Raw genomic sequence first — 19,694 nt, forward strand, 5'->3', positions numbered from 1 at the left:
ACTTTTAGAAATTATCTGGACTTTCGAAACGTTTTACTTCTTGTAACTTATTTGGATCATGCATGGTTGCAATCCCGTCTTCTGTTTTTTGATCAACAATAACATCTGGGTTAAAGATAGTAATTGTTTCTCTTCCTAATGCATCTTCTCCAACTATATATTGAAAGCCACGGCGATTCATTTTATGGCATAGCTTTTGATAAAAGCCTTTAAGCCCTTCCGTTTCTTCATTAGGATTGTAATAAAACGCATTCATTACCGCAGGAAGGCCAAGTCCACATACTACACCAGATAACAATACACTAATAAAGGTATATCCAATCAGAATACTACTATAAGGACTCAGCGCCGGAATATTCGCGACCGCCAAAATTAAAGCGAGTGAAATCCCTCCTCGAACACCCCCCCAAGATAAAATAGTTAAACTACCATTGTAACTTTTGGTCTTACGCATTGTTGGGAAGAAAGCAAAAGACATAAAGTTTGCTGCAAAACGAGAAATATGCAGAATAAAGAAAGCAACTATTCCACCTAAAATCAGGCTAAAGTTTAAGTCAAGAATAAATAACTCAAGGCCAATTAAAGTAAATAAGAATGAATTGATAATTCCTTCTACCGTATGCCAAAAATGGTTAACCTCTCTGATCTCACGCTCTTCACGAATTTCTTTCCATTTATTACCGACGATTAAACCACCAATGACGCAGGCAATCGGTGCAGATGCATGGGCAAATAGAGCCACCAAATATGCTCCACTTGCAAGTAATGCAGTTGTTAAAATCAGGGATTCCATTTCGTGTTTACCACGCAATAAGCGTAAGGTACCTATCCCAAATGCCCACCCAATACCAACAGCTACCACAATTTCATAAAGCAAAGCTTCTAATGTCGCAACCAATGAAAAATGTTCACCCTGTAAAACATTCAGTAATGTCATAAATAAGGCAATACACATCGCATCGTTAAATAAAGATTCTCCTTCTAATTTAACAATGAGATGATGAGGAGCACGAATTGAACTTAAAACACCTTTAATACCGATCGGGTCTGTTGCACCCAATGCTGCACCTAATAATAGAAGAACCAAAATTGGTACATGATGTCCAACTAACAATTGGAAACCGTAAAGTAAGCTACCAAACAATACAGCGCAGATTACCAAGGCAATAGTGGCTAAGATACTAATCTGTTTCCAATAGCTTCTTAGATCTGAAATTTTAAATTTAAGTGCTGAAGACGTCAGAATAAAGCAAATAACACCATTAATTAAAAAATCATAGAAATCGATGTGCCGTACTGCTTCCTCAATATTATGAATATTGATAGTAATGAATTGATTACCATTTAAAAGACTGGCTCCCCATTGCAAAATGAAGACAAAAATCGCAGAAACAAGAGGTACGCCGATAGCCTGAGGAAAGCCCAAAATACGCTTATTAAATATGGTGGTCGCAATTGATAAGGCAAATACAACCGTAAATGCTTGTAATAAGAAAAAATTACCCATGAATACCCTTCTTCTGGGTCAATGACCAAATAAAAAATCTAGACAGCAGAACTGAACAGAACGAGAAAATAGGCACCTCATGTGTGCCCAAGCAATTAAAAAGTTGGAATACAAGTTTAACGAATTACGTTAATCATTCTATCAATTAGTTAAATTTCTTAACATTAATTATGTTGGAGGGATGATTAAAAAGATGAGCCTACTTAAACACCTTGTAAACTCATCTTATTTATAGATTTAGATAGAATTATTAAAAGTATCGCATTGGCTAATATCACCGGTTTTTAAACCGACTTGGAACCAGTGCATTCGCTGTTCACTACTACCATGAGTAAAGCTATCCGGAACGACTTGTCCTGTTGCTCGTTTTTGTAAGTAGTCATCTCCAATTTTTTGCGCGGCATCCATTGCCTCCTCAACGTCCCCCTGCTCTAAAAACTGAGTACGCTGTTGATTATGATTGGCCCAGATACCCGCTAAACAGTCAGCTTGTAATTCTTGACGTACAGATAACTGATTACCTTCTCTTTGACTGACTTGTGCACGAGCCTGTTGTACTTGAGATGAGATACCAAGCAAAGTTTGAACATGATGTCCTACTTCATGGGCAACCACATAAGCTTGGGCAAAGTCCCCTGCCTGATCTTGTCTCGATAATTCTGTCTGATTTTGTTCGCCAGATATTCCCATCTGCTCACGCATATCTTTGAAGAATTCTGTATCGATATAAACCTTCTGATCTGCTGGGCAATAAAAGGGCCCCATTGCAGACTGAGCTGTACCACAGCCTGACTGAATCATCCCACTAAACAAGACTAATTTTGGTGGCGTATAAGTTTTACCTAACTGTTTAAAAATAGGTGTCCACGTATCCTCTGTATCGGCTAATACTGTTCCAACAAAATCAGAAGCTTCCTTTTGCTCGGCTGTTAAACTTTCGGGTGCAGTTGCATTTGATTGTTGCGAAGCAGTAACCTGCTGCGTTGCCTGATATGCTTGTTGGGGGTCAACGCCAAAAAATTTCCATGCAACAAATGCCACAACCAAACCAATAATACTAATACCACCTGCCCTAACACCGCCTCCGCCTCGACGGTCTTCAACATTGGTACTGACTCGACGATCTCTCCAACGCATAATTTCCCTCTTCTTTGTAGATGGCCTGATTAACTAGAAGCTTTTGGCCACATTTTTTGTATCAAGCTAACAACAAGCAATACTATTGCACCAGCAACAATTCCTATTGCAAAGTTAATAAGCGTTGGGGTTAAAGCACCAATGATGTTGCCTACAGCAGGTATAGTTTCCACATGGTCAACTGTATTTTCAGTGACATGATGGAGTAAAGGAATCGTATGATTAATAATCCCTCCACCTACCAAAAACATCGCAATAGTGCCGACGATAGACAATAACTTCATTAAAAGTGGCGCAAATGCAAGCAGCCCTCGACCAATAGTTTGTTTAAAAGAAGCAGCCTGTTTTGTTAAATATAGACCCAAGTCATCAATCTTAACAATCATGCCGACCAAACCATAAACGCCGATCGTCATCACAACTGCAATAATGCTGAGGACACTAACTTTAGTCATTAAAGTTGCAGTTGCCACAGTACCTAAAGAAATAACCACAATTTCAGCTGACAAAATAAAGTCTGTACGAATAGCTCCTTTCACTTTATCTTTTTCAAAAGTTGCCAAGTCTAACTCTTCACTATCAAACTCTTTTTGTGCTTCTTCTGAGGTTGAGGCTTTTTTATGTGTAATGGTATGAAGAACTTTTTCAACACCCTCATAACATAAGAATAGCCCGCCAAGCATTAATAAAGGATTAATCAACCAAGGAGCAATCACACTGATTAATAAAGCTAGAGGAACTAAAATGAGCTTATTAACAAAGGAGCCTTTAGCAACTTTCCACACAATCGGTAATTCGCGATCAGCACGGACACCTGTAACCTGTTGTGCATTTAAAGCCAAATCATCACCTAAAACACCAGCAGTTTTTTTTGCTGCCATTTTGCTCATTAAGGCGACGTCATCTAAAATTGTTGCAATATCATCTAGTAGTAAAAGTAAGCCACTTGCCATTTCTTATCCAGGTTTGTATTTATTAAACTATTGTAAGATGATTTTTTTCAATTTTTGTAATTTTACTGAATAAATTCACAATATTATTTTAAGAAAAGTTTACCCAATTGCTGACGAAAAAATTTTATTTCCCGTACAATAATGCCAATCTTTTATATTGCAGGGCTTATTATCCCTGATTAAGCCAATACCATAGTGGAATAAATAATGAGTAATGTTGATCAGCGTCCAATTATTTTGACAGGCGACCGCCCAACCGGACAACTTCACCTCGGGCATTTTGTCGGTTCTTTGCGTTCTCGTGTAGGTCTACAGGATAGCCATCATCAACATCTCTTATTAGCAGATGCACAAGCGTTAACAGACAATGCCGATAACCCAGATAAAGTACGCCGTAACATTTTAGAAGTTGCTCTAGACTATTTAGCGGTAGGCATTGATCCAACTAAAACCACAATTTGTGTACAGTCATGCTTGCCTGCACTGAATGAGCTTACAATGTTATATCTTAACTTTGTAACTGTAGCTCGTTTGGAGCGTAACCCAACCATCAAATCTGAAATTCAAATGCGTGGTTTTGAACGTGATATTCCTGCCGGTTTCCTTTGCTACCCTGTAGCACAGGCAGCTGATATTACGGCTTTTAAAGCGACTGTAGTACCAGTAGGCGAAGATCAAATTCCAATGATTGAGCAAACTAACGAAATCGTGCGTCGTGTAAACCGTCAAATTGGTCAAGACCTTTTACCTGAATGTAAAGCCTTGCTTTCTAATATGGCTCGTTTACCTGGTTTTGATGGTAAAGCGAAAATGTCTAAGTCATTAGGCAATACCATTGTTTTAAATGCTTCTGACAAAGACATCAAAAAAGCTGTAAATGCGATGTATACCGATCCAAATCATCTTCGCATCGAAGATCCGGGTCAAGTTGAAGGAAACATTGTATTTACTTATTTAGATGCATTTGATCCAAATAAAGAAGAAGTTGAAGAGCTAAAAGCACACTACCGCCGTGGTGGTCTTGGTGATGGTACAGTTAAAAAACGTCTTGAAGGTGTACTAAAAGAATTAATTACACCTATACGTGAACGTCGAGAAGAACTTGCTAAAGATCCTGACTACATTATGGATGTTTTACGCCAAGGTACTGATAAATGTCGAATCATTACCCAGCAGACTTTGGACGAAGTTAAAGATGGCTTAGGCTTATTTAAGTTCTAATTTTTATATTAGAGATATAAATCAAAAAAGCCCTACGGGGCTTTTTTTATAATTATATTTAAATTCAATAATTTAATTTTTTAGAATTTCTATATATTTATTATGATTCACACGCTTTTACCCTTTTAACGTGAAGTAACACTAATTAACGTGAACCTTAATGAACAAATAAGAATGCGTCACTAATATAACTTGAGTAGGTTGATATGAACCTCACGACATTTCTCCTTAAGCCGAAACTGTTTTTAACAGATTCGTTGTTCTACGCAGTGATCACCCCAATCATTGCGTATTTTTTTGTCTTTTTTAACCAAATTATTCCTTATATCAATTTTATTTAACTTTTCAATAATACAAAAAAATACCGCATCATTTTTCAGATGCGGTATTTTTTAAAGATTCAAGGAAGCAATTAAGCTAAACCTTTCTCTTTTAATACTTGCAACATAGTTGAACCAAGCTCAGCTGGGCTACGAGTGTAAGCCATACCTGCTTTTTCAAATGCAGCGAATTTCTCTTCAGCAGTACCTTGACCACCAGAAATGATCGCACCAGCGTGACCCATACGCTTACCTTTAGGTGCAGTTACACCAGCGATGTAACCTACTACAGGTTTAGTCACGTTAGATTTGATGAATTCAGCAGCTTCTTCTTCCGCTGTACCACCGATCTCACCGATCATGATGATTGCATCAGTATCTGGATCGTCTTGGAACAATTGAAGAGCTTCGATTTGGTTCATACCTGGGATTGGGTCACCACCGATACCGATACAAGTAGACTGACCTAAACCAAGCTTAGTTGTTTGAGCAACAGCTTCATAAGTCAATGTACCTGAACGTGAGATGATACCAATACGGCCTGGTTGGTGGATGTGACCAGGCATAATACCGATCTTACATTCACCCGGAGTGATCACGCCTGGGCAGTTAGGACCAACTAAACGAGTACCGTTACCGTTAGTTTCTAAATAACGTTTTGCTTTAAGCATGTCGATTGTTGGAACACCTTCAGTGATCACAACGATTAGGCCAACACCTGAATCAACCGCTTCAACGATTGAGTCTAAAACGAATGGAGCTGGTACATAGATTACAGATGCATCTGCATTTGTTTCACGTACAGCTTCTTTCATTGTGTTGAATACTGGTAAGTCAAGGTGAGTTGTACCACCTTTACCTGGAGTAACACCACCAACAACTTTTGTACCGTAGTCTAAAGCTTGTGCAGAGTGGAAAGTACCGTTTTTACCAGTAAAACCTTGTACCAATACTTTAGTGTCTTTATTAATTAATACGCTCATGATTGATACTCCCCTTACGCTTTAACTGCAGCTACAACTTTTTCTGCGGCATCAGACAAACCGTTCGCAGAAATTAATTTCAAACCAGATTCATCAAGTAATTTCGCACCTAACTCAGCGTTGTTACCTTCTAAACGAACAACAACTGGAACAGTTACATTTACTTCTTGAACCGCTGCAATAATTGCTTCAGCAATCATGTCACAACGCACGATACCACCGAAGATGTTGATTAAAACACCTTGTACAGACGTATCAGCAAGAATGATTTTGAACGCTTCGATTACACGCTCTTTAGTTGCGCCGCCACCAACGTCAAGGAAGTTTGCAGGCTGACCACCATAAAGTTTAATGATGTCCATAGTTGCCATTGCAAGACCAGCACCGTTAACCATACAACCGATGTTACCTTCTAAAGCAACATAGTTAAGATCAAATTCAGATGCTTTTAACTCACGCTCATTCTCTTGAGATTTATCACGTAAAGCAGCAACTTTAGGTAAACGGTAAAGCGCGTTAGAGTCGATACCTACTTTCGCATCTACACATAAAATTTCGCCATTTTCACGAACTGAAAGTGGGTTAATTTCAAATAAAGCGAAATCATTTTCAACAAATGCTTGATAAGCAGCTGTCATGATTTTCACGAATTGACCGATTTGTTTGTCTTTCAAACCTAAAGCAAACGCAACTTCACGTGCTTGGAATGGTTGTAAACCAACTAATGGATCAACTTCAACTTTGATAATTTTTTCTGGAGTTTCTTCCGCAACTTTCTCGATTTCTACACCACCTTCTGTAGAAGCCATGAAAGTAATACGACGGCTAGAACGGTCTACAACCGCGCCCAAGTAAAGCTCACGCTCAACTGGATATACGTCTTCAGCAACAATGATGCTGTTTACTGGTTGACCATTTGCATCTGTTTGATACGTTACAAGACGAGTACCAATGATATTGTTTGCAAATTCGATAACATCTTCTTTAGATTTTGCAACTTTAACGCCACCAGCCTTACCACGACCACCAGCATGAACTTGCGCCTTCATTACAGCGAATTTACCACCAAGCTGTTCAAATGCAGCAACTGCTTCGTCTGCATTGGTTGCCAAGATACCTTCTTGTACCGGCATACCATATTCTTTCAATAACGCTTTAGCTTGATACTCATGTAAGTTCATTTAGTTACCTACTTAACTTTGTTTGTTGTCTTCAATTTGCGCAACATTCTCATGTTGTATAAGCAAATTGCTGTCTACGTCTATCAACTTGATGATTTTTTAATCACACCATCGAATGTGAAAAAGAGCGGAGGACCGCTCTTTATTTTATTTACGCTTACGTTGAATCGCGTGAATTGCACGACCATCTACAGCAAGTGCAGCTTCATGAACAACTTCAGAGAATGTTGGGTGACCAAAAGTCATCAACTGAAGATCTTCAACAGAAGATACAAATTCAAGTGCGATCATACCTTGGTGAACGATATCAGATGCCGCAGGCCCAATCACATGCATACCTAATAAACGGTCAGTTTTTGCATCAGCAACAAACTTAACAAAACCTGCACCTTCACCAGCAGCTAAAGCACGACCATTTACAGCAAAACCGAATTGACCAGTTTTTACTTCATGACCTTTTTCTTTAGCTTGCTCTTCAGTTAAACCAACCCACGCCGCTTCAGGGTGTGTATAGATAACAGAAATGATTGTGTCATAGTTTACTTGAGCTGCATGACCATGAATACGTTCAACAGCCATTACGCCCTCTTCCATTGCTTTATGAGCAAGCATTGGACCGCGTACTAAGTCACCAATCGCATATACACCTTCTACAGAAGTTGCACAGTGATCATTTACTTCAACTAAACCACGCTCAGTTAATTTAATACCTGAATCTTCAGCTAATAAACCTTCAGCATAAGCTTTACGGCCAACACAAACGATTAACTTATCAAACGTTTGTTCTTTATCTTCGCCACCTTGAGTGTATTTAACAGTCACTTCACGACCGTTTACTTCAGTACCAGATACTTTCGCACCAATGCGGATATCTAAACCTTGTTTAGTCAAGATTTTTTGATATTCCTTAGAAAGTGCTTTATCAGCCATTGGCAAGAATGCATCCATTGCTTCAAATACAACAACTTCAGCACCAAGACGACGCCATACTGAACCAAGTTCTAAACCGATTACACCTGCACCAATTACACCTAAACGCTTAGGTACTTCAGGGAAGTTTAATGCGCCAGTTGAATCAACAATAATATCTTGATCTACAGGAGCTACAGGAATATTTACAGGCACAGAACCAGACGCAAGGATTACGTATTTAGGTTCTAAAATTTGAGTTTCACCTTCATGTGGAACAAACTCAACTTTTTTACCAGCAAGTAATTTACCTGTACCTTTTAACCACTCGATACCGTTGCCTTTAAGCAATTGATCAATACCGCCAGTTAATTGGTCAACAATTTTGTCTTTACGAGCAAGAAGTTTTGCAAGATCGAAATTCACTTCACCAGTTGTAATACCGTGATCAGCTAAATGATGCACTGTATCTTCATAACGATGAGAAGAATCAAGCAAAGCTTTAGAAGGGATACAACCTACGTTTAAGCAAGTACCACCTAAAGAAGGCTTACCGTTGTGAATACGTTTTTCAATACAAGCGACTTTGAAGCCTAGTTGAGCAGCGCGAATCGCAGCTTCATAACCACCAGGACCACCGCCAATGACAACAAGATCAAATTGTTGAGACATTTTTATCTCCATAAACCAGGATAGAGGATTACTCTACCCTGATAGGTATTTATTCGAAGAAATTAAAGATCAAGAATGAGTTTAGCTGGTTCTTCTAACAATTCTTTGATTGCTACTAAGAAACCTACAGCTTCTTTACCATCGATCATACGGTGGTCATAAGAAAGCGCTAAGTACATCATTGGCAAGATTTCAACTTGACCATTTACCGCCATAGGACGTTCTTGGATTTTATGCATCCCCAAGATACCAGTTTGCGGCTGGTTCAAAATTGGAGTTGAAAGTAATGAACCGAAAGTACCACCGTTAGTGATTGTGAAAGTACCGCCAGTCATTTCTTCGATAGATAATTTACCATCACGTGCTTTAGCAGCGTAAGCAGCAATACCTGCTTCAACTTCTGCATAGCTCATACGGTCAGTATCACGTAATACTGGTACAACAAGACCACGATCAGAAGATACTGCAACACCGATGTCATAGTAACCGTGATAAACGATATCATCGCCATCAATTGAAGCATTTACAGCTGGGTAGCGTTTTAGCGCTTCAGTTGCTGCTTTAACGAAGAATGACATGAAGCCTAAACGAGCACCATGACGTTTTTCGAAAGCATCTTTATATTGCTTACGTAATTCCATGATTGGCTTCATGTTAACTTCGTTAAATGTAGTTAACATTGCTGTTTCTTGAGTAGCTGCAAGAAGACGCTCAGCTACACGTTTACGTAAACGAGTCATTGGAACGCGTTTTTCGATACGCTCGCCAACAGCAACGCTTAATGGAGTAACGTTAGCAGCTGGTTTAGCTTGATGGTTTGCAACATCTTCTTTAGTAATACGACCACCACGACCAGTACCTTGTACGTCAGAAGCAGCAATACCAGATTCAGTTAACGCTTTACGTACCGCAGGAGCTTGATCAGATACAGTTTCATTACGCTCAACAACAGGAGCAGCACCAGCTTGAGTCTGAGCAACTGCTTGTTCTACTGCCGCAGGAGCAGCAGCCGCTGCGCCAGCACCAGCTTCGAATTGAGCAATAACTTCGTCAGAAAGAACTGTATCGCCTTCACCTTTAATGATTGCAACCAAGCTACCATCTGCAGGAGCAACAACTTCTAAAACAACTTTGTCGGTTTCAATATCACAGATTACTTCATCACGTGATACAGGTTCACCCACCTTTTTATGCCAAGTTGCGATGGTTCCATCTGCAACAGACTCTGGGAATACCGGTGCTTTAATTTCGGTTGCCATTATTGAGAATCTCCTGATTGTTCAGCTTCGATTGCCAATGCATCATTAATTAGCTGAGCTTGTTGTTTTGCATGCAAGTACGGTGAGCCACAAGCTGGTGCAGCAGAAGCTTCACGACCTGCAAAACTGATACGGATTTGTTTGCCAGATTTTAAGATATCGTCATATAAACGCGGTGCGATAAACAACCAAGCACCTTGGTTCTTCGGCTCTTCTTGCGCCCAAACGAGTTCTTTCACATTTGGATAAGCAGCCAAGATTTCCGCAAGACGTTGCTCTGGGTATGGATACAACTGTTCAATACGTACAATTGCAACATTAGTTAAGTTTTGTTCACGACGTTTTTCGAGTAAGTCGTAATAAACTTTACCGCCACAAAGTACAAGACGAGTTACATCTGACTTGTTAATTTGATCGATTTCGTCAATTACAGTTTGGAATGAACCATGTGCTAGCTCTTCTAAAGTAGAAGTCGCAAGTTTATGACGAAGTAAAGATTTCGGTGACATTACGATTAATGGCTTACGAATTGGGCGTACAGCCTGACGACGTAATGCATGGAAAATCTGTGCAGGTGTCGTTGGAGTGATCACTTGCATGTTGTCTTCAGCACATAACTGTAAGAAACGTTCTAAACGAGCTGAAGAGTGCTCTGGACCTTGACCTTCGAAACCGTGTGGTAACAACATTGTTAAACCACAAACACGCTCCCACTTAGTCTCACCAGAAGCAATAAACTGGTCAATCACAACTTGAGCACAGTTTACGAAGTCACCAAATTGTGCTTCCCAAATAATCAAGCTCTTAGGAATTGTAGTTGCGTAACCATATTCGAACGCAAGAACTGCTTCTTCAGATAAAAGAGAGTCATAAATCGCAAAACGCGGTTGGTTCTCTTTCACATGGCAAAGAGGAATGTAAGTTGAACCATCAACTTGGTTATGCAATTTCGCATGACGGTGTGAGAAGGTACCACGACCCACGTCTTCACCAGTAATACGAACTAGATAGTCTTCATCTAATAAAGTTGCATAAGCTAAAGTTTCTGCTGCACCCCAGTTCAATGGAGTTTCACCAGTTTGCATTTTCACGCGGTCTTCAATTACTTTTTGAACCTGACGCTGCATTACAAACCCTTCAGGAAGCTTGCTCATGCCCTCGCCTAACTCTTTAAGGCGATTTATGTCAAATGAAGTATCCCAATCGTCTGTATATTCATGGCCCAAATATGGAGTCCAATCTACAAACATTTTAGTGTTCGGCTCAAGAATCAAAGCATTCGCTACATGATTACCCGCTTCTAAATCAGCACGATAATCTTCAACCATTTGGTCAGCTTCAGCACGGTCAAGTACTTTTTCTTGTACCAATTGATCAGCATAAAGTGTACGAGTAGTTGCTTTCTTCGCAATCACTTGATACATCAATGGTTGTGTACCAGATGGCTCATCTGCTTCGTTATGGCCGCGACGACGGTAACAGAACAAATCGATGACTACATCTTTACGGAATTCGTGACGGAAATCATGTGCTAATTGAGTAGCAAAGATAACAGCTTCAGGATCATCACCATTTACATGGAAGATAGGAGCCTGAATCATTTTAGCAACGTCAGTACAGTATTCTGTCGAACGCGCATCACGTGGATCAGAAGTTGTGAAACCAACTTGGTTGTTCACAATAATATGAACTGTACCACCAACCGTATAGCCACGAGTTTGTGACATCTGGAAGGTTTCCATGTTCACGCCCTGACCTGCAAATGCAGCATCACCATGAACAATAACTGGTAATACGTCATCACCACCGATGTCTCTACGACGTACTTGACGCGCACGTACAGAACCTTCAACTACAGGGCCAACGATTTCCAAGTGAGATGGGTTAAATGCCAATGCCAAGTGAACTTCACCACCTGGAGTCATTACATTACTTGAGAAACCTTGGTGGTATTTAACGTCACCAGAACCTTTCTTATGAAGTGCTTTACCTTCGAACTCACCAAATAAGTCCGCAGGGTTTTTACCCATAATATTAACAAGAAGGTTCAAACGACCACGGTGTGGCATACCGATAACAACTTCTTTACAACCTACGGCACCAGCACGCTGGATAATCTCATTTACCATAGGAATAAAAGATTCGCCGCCTTCAACACCAAAACGTTTAGCGCCGACGTATTTATTACCGAGATATTTTTCTAAGCCTTCAGCAGCAGTTAAGCGCTCTAAGAAGCCTTTCTTTTGTTCATTTGAGAAATTGAATTTACCACGGGCACTTTCAAGACGTTGTTGAATCCAACGTTTCTCTTTTGTGTCCACGATATGCATATATTCAACACCGATCGAACCACAATAGATTGCTTCCATTGCTTCAATCATCTCAGCAAGCGTTGCTTCGCTTTTACCGATCTCAAGATTGCCTGTGTTGAATACTGTGTCTAAATCTGATTTGGTTAAACCGTGTGCTGAAAGATCTAAATCGGGAATATCTTCACGCTTAGCAAGACCTAACGGATCTAACTTAGCTTTTTGATGTCCGCGATTGCGATAAGCAGCAATGAGTTGTAAAACGCCAATTTGACGACGCTCATGTTCAGTACTGACAGTACTTTGTACAACAGGTTGAACACGATTAGCATTACGTCCTAGTAATAGGAATTGCTCACGCACAGCGCTGTGTGGTTGGTCACCCTTTGGATATTTATCGAAATATTGGCGCCAGTCCTCAGCGACGGAGGTTGGGGAAGTCAGGTACTGCTCGTAAAGTTCTTCAATATACGCTGCACTATCAGCGGAAAGTTCAGTGTCAAGACGCAATGCGTCAGCAACTTCTTGCATTTGTGGACCCATTTCCTATTGCAAAAAATATTACAGGCTGCCTTTTAAGCATACCCATGATGCATAATGTCAAATTGGTAAAAATGACACTACTTACCCAACAGGTCTTCAAGACCATGGGGCGTCATACTACCTAGAGAGAAAACTCCATAGGTAATTAATGAATCACAACGCCCTCAATGGCATCATCACTCACCTTATACTCGATAAAAAACCGAGCAATTTTTTGCAAATCTTTTTAGAAAAATTAACTTTAAAATTAACTTTTCTAAAATGACTTTAACCATAAAAATTAAGCACAGATCTAAGATCGTGCCACTTAATTTAATTTCACTAGTATACGCTTTTTTCACCTATAACTTTGTGGCAAATCGTATCATGTTCTTAACGAACGATTGATTTTTTTGACACATACCATCTATAAATTGGCGAAATACATATCCAATTTTATCTATTAATATATGGTGCTTTATATAAAAACCCCTCTTTTACCGACTAAAGTATAAGACACGTATTATAAAATTAAAAAAAAACGCACATCAAGGATGTGCGTTCTCTATTTGCGCAGAATTAACCCGCTTGATCTAACAACATATTACGGATATGACCGATTGCTTTTGTTGGATTCAAACCTTTAGGACATACTGACACACAGTTCATAATACCTTTACAACGGAACAAACTGAACGGATCGTCAAGACGAGCCAAACGTTCTGCAGTTGCAGTATCACGAGAGTCGATAATAAAACGATATGCATTCAACAACGCTGAAGGACCCAAGAATTTATCAGGGTTCCACCAGAATGATGGGCATGAAGTTGAACAACATGCACAAAGAATACACTCATACAAACCATTTAAGTGTTCACGCTCTTCAGGAGATTGCAAACGCTCTTTAGGTGGAGCAGGTTGGTTATTAATCAAGAATGGCTGAATTTTGTCATACTGATCATAGAATTGGTTCATATCAACAACCAAATCTTTAACAACCGGCAAACCAGGTAATGGACGAATTACGATTTTCTCTGGTAAATCGTTAAGGTTTTGCAAGCAAGCCAAACCATTTTTACCATTGATATTCACACCATCAGAACCACAAATACCTTCACGGCAAGAACGACGGAATGTTAACGTTTCGTCTTGAACCTTCAAAGCAAGCAATGCATCAAGCAACATACGGTGCTTATCAGTCAATTCAAGCTTGAAAGTTTGCATGTACGGCGCTTTATCCTTATCAGGATCATAGCGGTAGATTTCGAATGTACGAGTACCTCTACTCATCTTTATACTCCCGATTAGAATGTACGTGGTGCTGGTGGAATTGGATCAACAGTTAACGGCTTGAAGCGCACTGGCTTATATTCCAAACGGTTATCTGATGAATACCATAAAGTATGTTTCATCCACTCATCATCACGGCGACCGTATGAATAAGTTGGGTGATCAGCTGGTAATTCATAATCAACTACCGTATGCGCACCACGACATTCTTTACGCGCAGCAGCTGAAATTAATGTAGCTTTTGCAACTTCATATAAGTTTTCAACTTCAAGCGCTTCAACACGTGCAGTGTTAAATACTTTAGATTTATCTTTCAAGTGGATGTTACGCACGCGTGGTTCAAGAGCAAGAATCTCTTTAACACCCTTATCAAGCAATGCTTGAGTACGGAATACACCTGCGTGGTCTTGAACGATATCACGAATTGCATCAGCAACTTCTTGAGCATTTTCGCCAGAAGTTGATTCATCCAATTTACGTACACGAGCTAAAGTTTGCTCTAATACATTTGTTGGAAGCGGCGCATATTCATCACCATGATGTTTAGTTACGTAATCGATAATGTGCTCACCAGCAGCCTTACCAAATACAACCAAGTCAAGAAGTGAGTTAGTACCTAAACGGTTCGCACCATGTACTGATACGCATGAACACTCACCGATTGCATAGAAACCTTTTACAGGTTTAGTGTAGTTGTCTGTACCAGGCTCTGGTAAGCACACTTGACCATGCATATTCGTAGGAATACCACCCATTTGATAATGGATTGTTGGTACTACTGGAATTGGTTCTTTAGTGATGTCAACGTTTGCGAATTTTTTACCAATCTCAAATACAGATGGTAAACGCTTCATAATTGTGTCAGCACCCAAGTGAGTCATATCAAGCAAGATATAATCACCTTTTGGACCACAACCACGACCTTCTTTAATTTCTTGGTCCATAGAACGTGATACGAAGTCACGCGGAGCCAAGTCTTTTAAAGTTGGTGCATAACGTTCCATGAATGGTTCGCCGTCTTTGTTACGAAGGATCGCACCTTCACCACGACAACCTTCAGTCAACAATACGCCTGCGCCCGCAACACCTGTAGGGTGGAATTGCCAGAATTCCATATCTTGTAATGGAATACCAGCACGAGCAGCCATACCAAGACCGTCACCAGTGTTGATATAAGCATTTGTTGATGCACGGTAAACACGACCAGCACCACCAGTTGCAAATAATGTTGCTTTTGCTTGGAATACTGCAATGTTACCAGTTTCTTGGTCAATTGCAGTTACACCGAGTACATCACCTGCTTCGTTACGGATCAAATCAAGAGCGATCCACTCAACGAAGAATTGAGTACCCATTTTCACGTTGCTTTGATAAAGCGTGTGCAATAAAGCGTGACCAGTACGGTCAGCAGCAGCACAAGCACGTGGAACTGGTTTATCACCATAGTTTGCAGAGTGACCACCGAATGGACGTTGGTAAATTGTACCATCAGCGTTACGGTCAAACGGCATACCTAAGTGTTCAAGTTCATAAACAACTTTTGGCGCCTCACGACACATAAACTCGATTGCGTCTTGGTCACCTAACCAGTCAGAACCTTTTACTGTATCGTAAAAGTGGAAATGCCAGTTATCTTCTTGCATGTTACCTAACGACGCACCAATACCGCCCTGAGCAGCAACTGTATGTGAACGTGTTGGGAAAACTTTAGTAAGTACTGCAACTTTCAAACCTGCTTGAGCAAGTTGGTAAGATGCACGCATACCAGAACCACCACCACCAACGATAACAGCATCGAAAGTGAGGTTTTGAATATTTGAATAATCTTCTTTAGGGTTTATCGCGCCCATGATATCTTCCTATCAATTCGCCCAGAAAATCTGGATACCCCAGATTGCGTACACAAACACTGCAATAATGACAGCCGTAGTCAGTACAAGGCGTAAACCTTTCGCTGAAGGACCCATTTGACGAGTAGTGACATAGTCAGTAAAAACCTGCCACATACCAATCCATGCGTGTGCGATAAGCGACAAAATTGCCAATAAAGAGAAAATCTTCATTGGTAATGTCATCATGAAGCCAGCCCATTGTTGATAGTCAAATCCGCCTTTGCAGAGGATCCAACCAAAAAGAACAACAGTATAAGCTGCCAATACCACAGCACTTACACGCTGGATAAACCAATCACGAGAACCTGAACCTGTTAAACCTGTAGCACTTTTCATTAGAACATAATCCATACAAAGGCTGCGATAATGGCTACCACAGATAAGATCAATGAAATTGTCGCTGCAATACGACCGCTTTGCAGTTCTTCAGCAAAACCTAGATCTGCAAGCAAATGCTTAACCCCAGCAATGAAGTGGAAAATCAAGCCGGCTACAAATACCCACACAACAAAACGTACGAGGATATTTCCAAAAACGACATTTTTAACGTAGTCAAATCCTTCTGGTGAAGATAATGATTTATCTAGAATCCATAAGAGAACTGGTACTAATAAGAAAACGATGACACCTGATAAACGGTGTAAAATTGATGCAATAGCCACGGGTGAGCGTAAATTTACCGCTAACACCTGACCCATGGACAAATTGACAGGTCTGTTGCTTTTCACAGCGGGCATCCTGTAGGTAGAAACTCCGACCGGAGTTTGTTGAATTAATTCCAAGGAAAGCTGGCATTGTTAGGCAAGCACAGCTCATGCCTAACCTATAAACGACACTGAATTATAAAACGCGAAATATCAAAATACAAACAATCGACTTTGGCTTTTCCGCAAAAACTCATCAAATAAGAATCATTCACATAGCCAAACAGCATCCTTCCCTATCCCGAAGTTAAGATTAAACAAAACATGTGCTTGTTTAATTTCATCTTTTATAAAAAATTGCTTTTCTACAGTTTTATTTAAAATAAGTGCATTTTAGACTAAAGATAAAGTTAATAAATCATCAACTCAAGACAAAAATATAAATAAAACTGCTTCTTACCTGCTAATTTTATTCAGTTTTACCTATAAAGAGGGTTTATCCGTATTTATATTAAAAGAAATAAAGTGCTACTTGACTGTTAACAATGATCACTATTTTTACAAAAAATGAGTTTTAATTTTTTCTAGACTGTTCAATGAGCTATTTTTTAAACAATTAAACTTAAAAAAAAGACAACTTTTGGAATTATCAAATAGTGATAATGTGGCGATTTTTGAATCACAATTTAAAATTACAGCCTGAGTTTTATGATTTTTTTAATCAGATTGGCATTTTATAACGTTACCCTATTCTTAATTTTTATTTAAAAATTTGCTTACAATTGTACTCACGCTTCATTTTTTTTCTGCACGTTCTTCTTGAATTGACTTATGATACCATCCCGATGCAGTGATTTTACTGACTTTTTTTGCTCGGGTCTTGATGACTAACTCTCTGTGGGAACGTCATTTTTTATCCATAAGTATAATTGACAAAATTTCAGTACTCACTAATCTTATAGCAAATTTTGACACCGTCTGATTCGCACATGAGAAAATTAGGATTTCGAGTCAGATAATCATTCACCAGGACAGGAGATCTATTGAATGTCTGAAGCAACTGGCAAAAAAGCCGTATTACATCTTGATGGCAAAGAAATTGAATTACCAATTTACAGTGGCACATTAGGTCCCGATGTAATCGACGTTAAAGATGTATTGGCCTCAGGTCACTTTACTTTTGATCCTGGTTTTATGGCGACAGCTTCATGCGAGTCTAAAATCACATTTATCGATGGTGACAAAGGTATTTTATTACACCGCGGTTACCCGATTGACCAGTTAGCGACTCAAGCAGACTACCTTGAAACTTGTTATTTATTATTAAATGGCGAGTTACCAACTGCTGAACAAAAAGTTGAGTTCGATGCGAAAGTTCGTGCTCATACTATGGTTCATGATCAAGTTAGCCGTTTCTTCAATGGTTTCCGTCGTGATGCTCACCCTATGGCAATCATGGTTGGTGTAGTAGGCGCATTATCTGCTTTCTATCACAACAACCTTGACATTGAAGACATCAACCACCGCGAAATTACTGCGATTCGTTTGATTGCTAAAATTCCAACGCTTGCTGCTTGGAGCTACAAATATACTGTAGGTCAGCCATTCATCTATCCACGTAATGACTTAAATTACGCGGAAAACTTCTTACACATGATGTTTGCAACTCCTGCAGACCGTGACTACAAAGTAAACCCTGTTCTTGCTCGTGCAATGGATCGTATCTTTACGCTTCATGCTGACCACGAACAAAACGCGTCTACTTCTACAGTTCGACTTGCTGGTTCTACTGGTGCGAACCCATATGCGTGTATCTCTGCTGGTATCTCTGCTCTTTGGGGTCCTGCACACGGTGGCGCGAACGAAGCAGTTCTTAAAATGCTTGATGAAATCGGTAGCGTTGAAAATGTTGCTGAGTTCATGGAAAAAGTTAAACGCAAAGAAGTTAAACTTATGGGCTTCGGTCACCGCGTTTACAAAAACTTCGATCCACGTGCTAAAGTGATGAAGCAAACTTGTGACGAAGTTCTTGAAGCATTAGGTATCAATGATCCTCAATTAGCGCTTGCTATGGAACTTGAACGTATTGCATTGAACGACCCGTACTTTGTTGAACGTAAACTTTACCCTAACGTAGACTTCTACTCTGGTATCATCCTTAAAGCGATTGGTATCCCAACAGAAATGTTTACTGTTATCTTCGCTCTTGCACGTACAGTTGGCTGGATCAGTCACTGGTTAGAAATGCACAGCGGTCCTTACAAAATTGGTCGTCCTCGTCAGCTTTACACTGGTGAAGTGCAACGTGACATCAAGCGTTAATATTCGAAAGAACATTAATGTAAAAAAGCTGCCTAATGGCAGCTTTTTTTTATAAATAAGTTTTTAAAAGTTATTCTTCTTCAAACATATTTAATAAGTGATGACTAATACCATCAGCTCTTAACCAAGCCAACTCATAACTTGCTTTAGCCAAAGCTAAAATACGTCTTTCAAACTCAGTCCATACTTCTTTAACTTGTGCTTCTGAAATCCCTAAACCACTCTCATGAGCTAAATGCTTATTCTTTTCACATATTTTTAAGGCATGGTAGAGTTTACGCCCTTTACTCGCCCCTTCCATTAACCTGACACGTTTACCTAATATAAATCCTTCTACATGCTGTAGATTCGCCTGCGGCAACATAGGTACCAAAATCTGATCCAATTGATCATCTAAACGCTTCCAGACAGCTAAACGCTGCTCTGCCGTATAGGTATTCCATTGAATTACTTCATGGTTAAAGCGGCGACAACCACGACACACCTGATCACCAAAAACTGTTGAACAACGCCCTGCACATGGGGTGAGAGAGAGCATTCGATGATCACTACTCAAAACAGACTCCTTAAATA

The 19,694-nt window shown here is 39.8% G+C and carries 15 protein-coding genes and 1 pseudogene; 2 read left to right on the forward strand and 14 right to left on the reverse strand.

The window, feature by feature from the left end; all coding sequences use genetic code 11:
• Positions 1-4 precede the first annotated feature (4 nt).
• The 3 genes from EG365_RS04250 to EG365_RS04260 all read right to left on the reverse strand — a co-directional run bounded on the left by EG365_RS04250 (position 5) and on the right by EG365_RS04260 (position 3,597).
• Positions 5-1,507: a cation:proton antiporter gene (locus EG365_RS04250; RefSeq protein ID WP_000526259.1), complete on the reverse strand. Its 1,503-nt coding sequence runs from the start codon at positions 1,505-1,507 to the stop codon at positions 5-7.
• A gap of 237 nt (positions 1,508-1,744) precedes the next feature.
• Positions 1,745-2,644 (reverse strand): neutral zinc metallopeptidase, encoded by a 900-nt coding sequence (locus tag EG365_RS04255; RefSeq protein ID WP_001267655.1) that lies wholly within the window; start codon positions 2,642-2,644, stop codon positions 1,745-1,747.
• Between the two features lie 29 nt (positions 2,645-2,673).
• Positions 2,674-3,597 (reverse strand): DUF808 domain-containing protein, encoded by a 924-nt coding sequence (locus EG365_RS04260; protein ID WP_000146247.1) that lies wholly within the window; start codon positions 3,595-3,597, stop codon positions 2,674-2,676.
• 207 nt (positions 3,598-3,804) lie between these two features.
• Between EG365_RS04260 and trpS the strand changes: the two genes are divergently transcribed.
• Complete coding sequence (gene trpS, locus EG365_RS04265; RefSeq protein WP_000072941.1) at positions 3,805-4,818, forward strand: tryptophan--tRNA ligase; 1,014 nt, start codon at positions 3,805-3,807, stop codon at positions 4,816-4,818.
• 412 nt (positions 4,819-5,230) lie between these two features.
• On the opposite strand, the gene sucD is transcribed toward trpS, so the two are convergent.
• The 10 genes and pseudogenes from sucD to sdhC form a co-directional block, all read right to left on the reverse strand.
• The gene (sucD, locus tag EG365_RS04270; RefSeq protein ID WP_000114637.1) at positions 5,231-6,121 is read right to left on the reverse strand and encodes a succinate--CoA ligase subunit alpha; all 891 of its coding nucleotides are present in this window, start codon (positions 6,119-6,121) and stop codon (positions 5,231-5,233) included.
• Between the two features lie 14 nt (positions 6,122-6,135).
• Positions 6,136-7,302: an ADP-forming succinate--CoA ligase subunit beta gene (gene sucC / locus EG365_RS04275; RefSeq protein WP_001048573.1), complete on the reverse strand. Its 1,167-nt coding sequence runs from the start codon at positions 7,300-7,302 to the stop codon at positions 6,136-6,138.
• A gap of 147 nt (positions 7,303-7,449) precedes the next feature.
• Positions 7,450-8,883: a dihydrolipoyl dehydrogenase gene (gene lpdA / locus EG365_RS04280; protein WP_000082613.1), complete on the reverse strand. Its 1,434-nt coding sequence runs from the start codon at positions 8,881-8,883 to the stop codon at positions 7,450-7,452.
• A 62-nt stretch (positions 8,884-8,945) separates the two neighbouring features.
• On the reverse strand, positions 8,946-10,142 hold the full coding sequence (odhB, locus tag EG365_RS04285; protein WP_000179879.1) for a 2-oxoglutarate dehydrogenase complex dihydrolipoyllysine-residue succinyltransferase: 1,197 nt from the start codon (positions 10,140-10,142) through the stop codon (positions 8,946-8,948).
• The gene (locus EG365_RS04290; protein WP_001984866.1) at positions 10,142-12,982 is read right to left on the reverse strand and encodes a 2-oxoglutarate dehydrogenase E1 component; all 2,841 of its coding nucleotides are present in this window, start codon (positions 12,980-12,982) and stop codon (positions 10,142-10,144) included. Before EG365_RS04290 ends, odhB begins: the two co-directional genes overlap by 1 nt.
• 157 nt (positions 12,983-13,139) lie before the next feature.
• A pseudogene (locus tag EG365_RS04300) lies at positions 13,140-13,269 on the reverse strand (hypothetical protein).
• 283 nt (positions 13,270-13,552) lie between these two features.
• Positions 13,553-14,263, reverse strand: a complete 711-nt coding sequence (locus EG365_RS04305; RefSeq protein WP_000086385.1) for a succinate dehydrogenase iron-sulfur subunit — start codon at positions 14,261-14,263, stop codon at positions 13,553-13,555.
• 14 nt (positions 14,264-14,277) lie between these two features.
• Entirely contained in the window at positions 14,278-16,113 is a 1,836-nt protein-coding gene (gene sdhA / locus EG365_RS04310; RefSeq protein WP_000500957.1) for a succinate dehydrogenase flavoprotein subunit, read from the reverse strand.
• Positions 16,114-16,125: 12 nt separating this feature from the next.
• Positions 16,126-16,491, reverse strand: a complete 366-nt coding sequence (sdhD, locus tag EG365_RS04315; protein WP_000833672.1) for a succinate dehydrogenase, hydrophobic membrane anchor protein — start codon at positions 16,489-16,491, stop codon at positions 16,126-16,128.
• The gene (gene sdhC / locus EG365_RS04320; protein ID WP_001984863.1) at positions 16,491-16,892 is read right to left on the reverse strand and encodes a succinate dehydrogenase, cytochrome b556 subunit; all 402 of its coding nucleotides are present in this window, start codon (positions 16,890-16,892) and stop codon (positions 16,491-16,493) included. The genes sdhD and sdhC overlap by 1 nt, the downstream gene beginning before the upstream one ends.
• Before the next feature lie 954 nt (positions 16,893-17,846).
• Here sdhC and gltA point away from each other — a divergent pair.
• Positions 17,847-19,121, forward strand: coding sequence for a citrate synthase (gltA, locus tag EG365_RS04325; protein WP_001287579.1), 1,275 nt, complete (start codon positions 17,847-17,849; stop codon positions 19,119-19,121).
• A gap of 70 nt (positions 19,122-19,191) precedes the next feature.
• Here gltA and EG365_RS04330 read toward each other — a convergent pair whose 3' ends face one another.
• Positions 19,192-19,677, reverse strand: coding sequence for a DUF1289 domain-containing protein (locus tag EG365_RS04330; RefSeq protein WP_001981983.1), 486 nt, complete (start codon positions 19,675-19,677; stop codon positions 19,192-19,194).
• Positions 19,678-19,694 lie beyond the last annotated feature (17 nt).

This window comes from Acinetobacter sp. FDAARGOS_494 (assembly GCF_003812225.1).
In the GTDB taxonomy this organism is placed as follows: domain Bacteria; phylum Pseudomonadota; class Gammaproteobacteria; order Pseudomonadales; family Moraxellaceae; genus Acinetobacter; species Acinetobacter baumannii.

What these genes read in the sequence shown, in the direction of transcription:
- EG365_RS04250 (WP_000526259.1), bottom strand. Translation starts at nt 1,507, where the DNA reads ATGGGTAATTTTTTCTTATTACAAGCATTTACGGTTGTATTTGCCTTA.
- EG365_RS04255 (WP_001267655.1), bottom strand. Translation starts at nt 2,644, where the DNA reads ATGCGTTGGAGAGATCGTCGAGTCAGTACCAATGTTGAAGACCGTCGA.
- EG365_RS04260 (WP_000146247.1), bottom strand. Translation starts at nt 3,597, where the DNA reads ATGGCAAGTGGCTTACTTTTACTACTAGATGATATTGCAACAATTTTA.
- trpS (WP_000072941.1), top strand. Translation starts at nt 3,805, where the DNA reads ATGAGTAATGTTGATCAGCGTCCAATTATTTTGACAGGCGACCGCCCA.
- sucD (WP_000114637.1), bottom strand. Translation starts at nt 6,121, where the DNA reads ATGAGCGTATTAATTAATAAAGACACTAAAGTATTGGTACAAGGTTTT.
- sucC (WP_001048573.1), bottom strand. Translation starts at nt 7,302, where the DNA reads ATGAACTTACATGAGTATCAAGCTAAAGCGTTATTGAAAGAATATGGT.
- lpdA (WP_000082613.1), bottom strand. Translation starts at nt 8,883, where the DNA reads ATGTCTCAACAATTTGATCTTGTTGTCATTGGCGGTGGTCCTGGTGGT.
- odhB (WP_000179879.1), bottom strand. Translation starts at nt 10,142, where the DNA reads ATGGCAACCGAAATTAAAGCACCGGTATTCCCAGAGTCTGTTGCAGAT.
- EG365_RS04290 (WP_001984866.1), bottom strand. Translation starts at nt 12,982, where the DNA reads ATGCAAGAAGTTGCTGACGCATTGCGTCTTGACACTGAACTTTCCGCT.
- EG365_RS04305 (WP_000086385.1), bottom strand. Translation starts at nt 14,263, where the DNA reads ATGAGTAGAGGTACTCGTACATTCGAAATCTACCGCTATGATCCTGAT.
- sdhA (WP_000500957.1), bottom strand. Translation starts at nt 16,113, where the DNA reads ATGGGCGCGATAAACCCTAAAGAAGATTATTCAAATATTCAAAACCTC.
- sdhD (WP_000833672.1), bottom strand. Translation starts at nt 16,491, where the DNA reads ATGAAAAGTGCTACAGGTTTAACAGGTTCAGGTTCTCGTGATTGGTTT.
- sdhC (WP_001984863.1), bottom strand. Translation starts at nt 16,892, where the DNA reads ATGCCCGCTGTGAAAAGCAACAGACCTGTCAATTTGTCCATGGGTCAG.
- gltA (WP_001287579.1), top strand. Translation starts at nt 17,847, where the DNA reads ATGTCTGAAGCAACTGGCAAAAAAGCCGTATTACATCTTGATGGCAAA.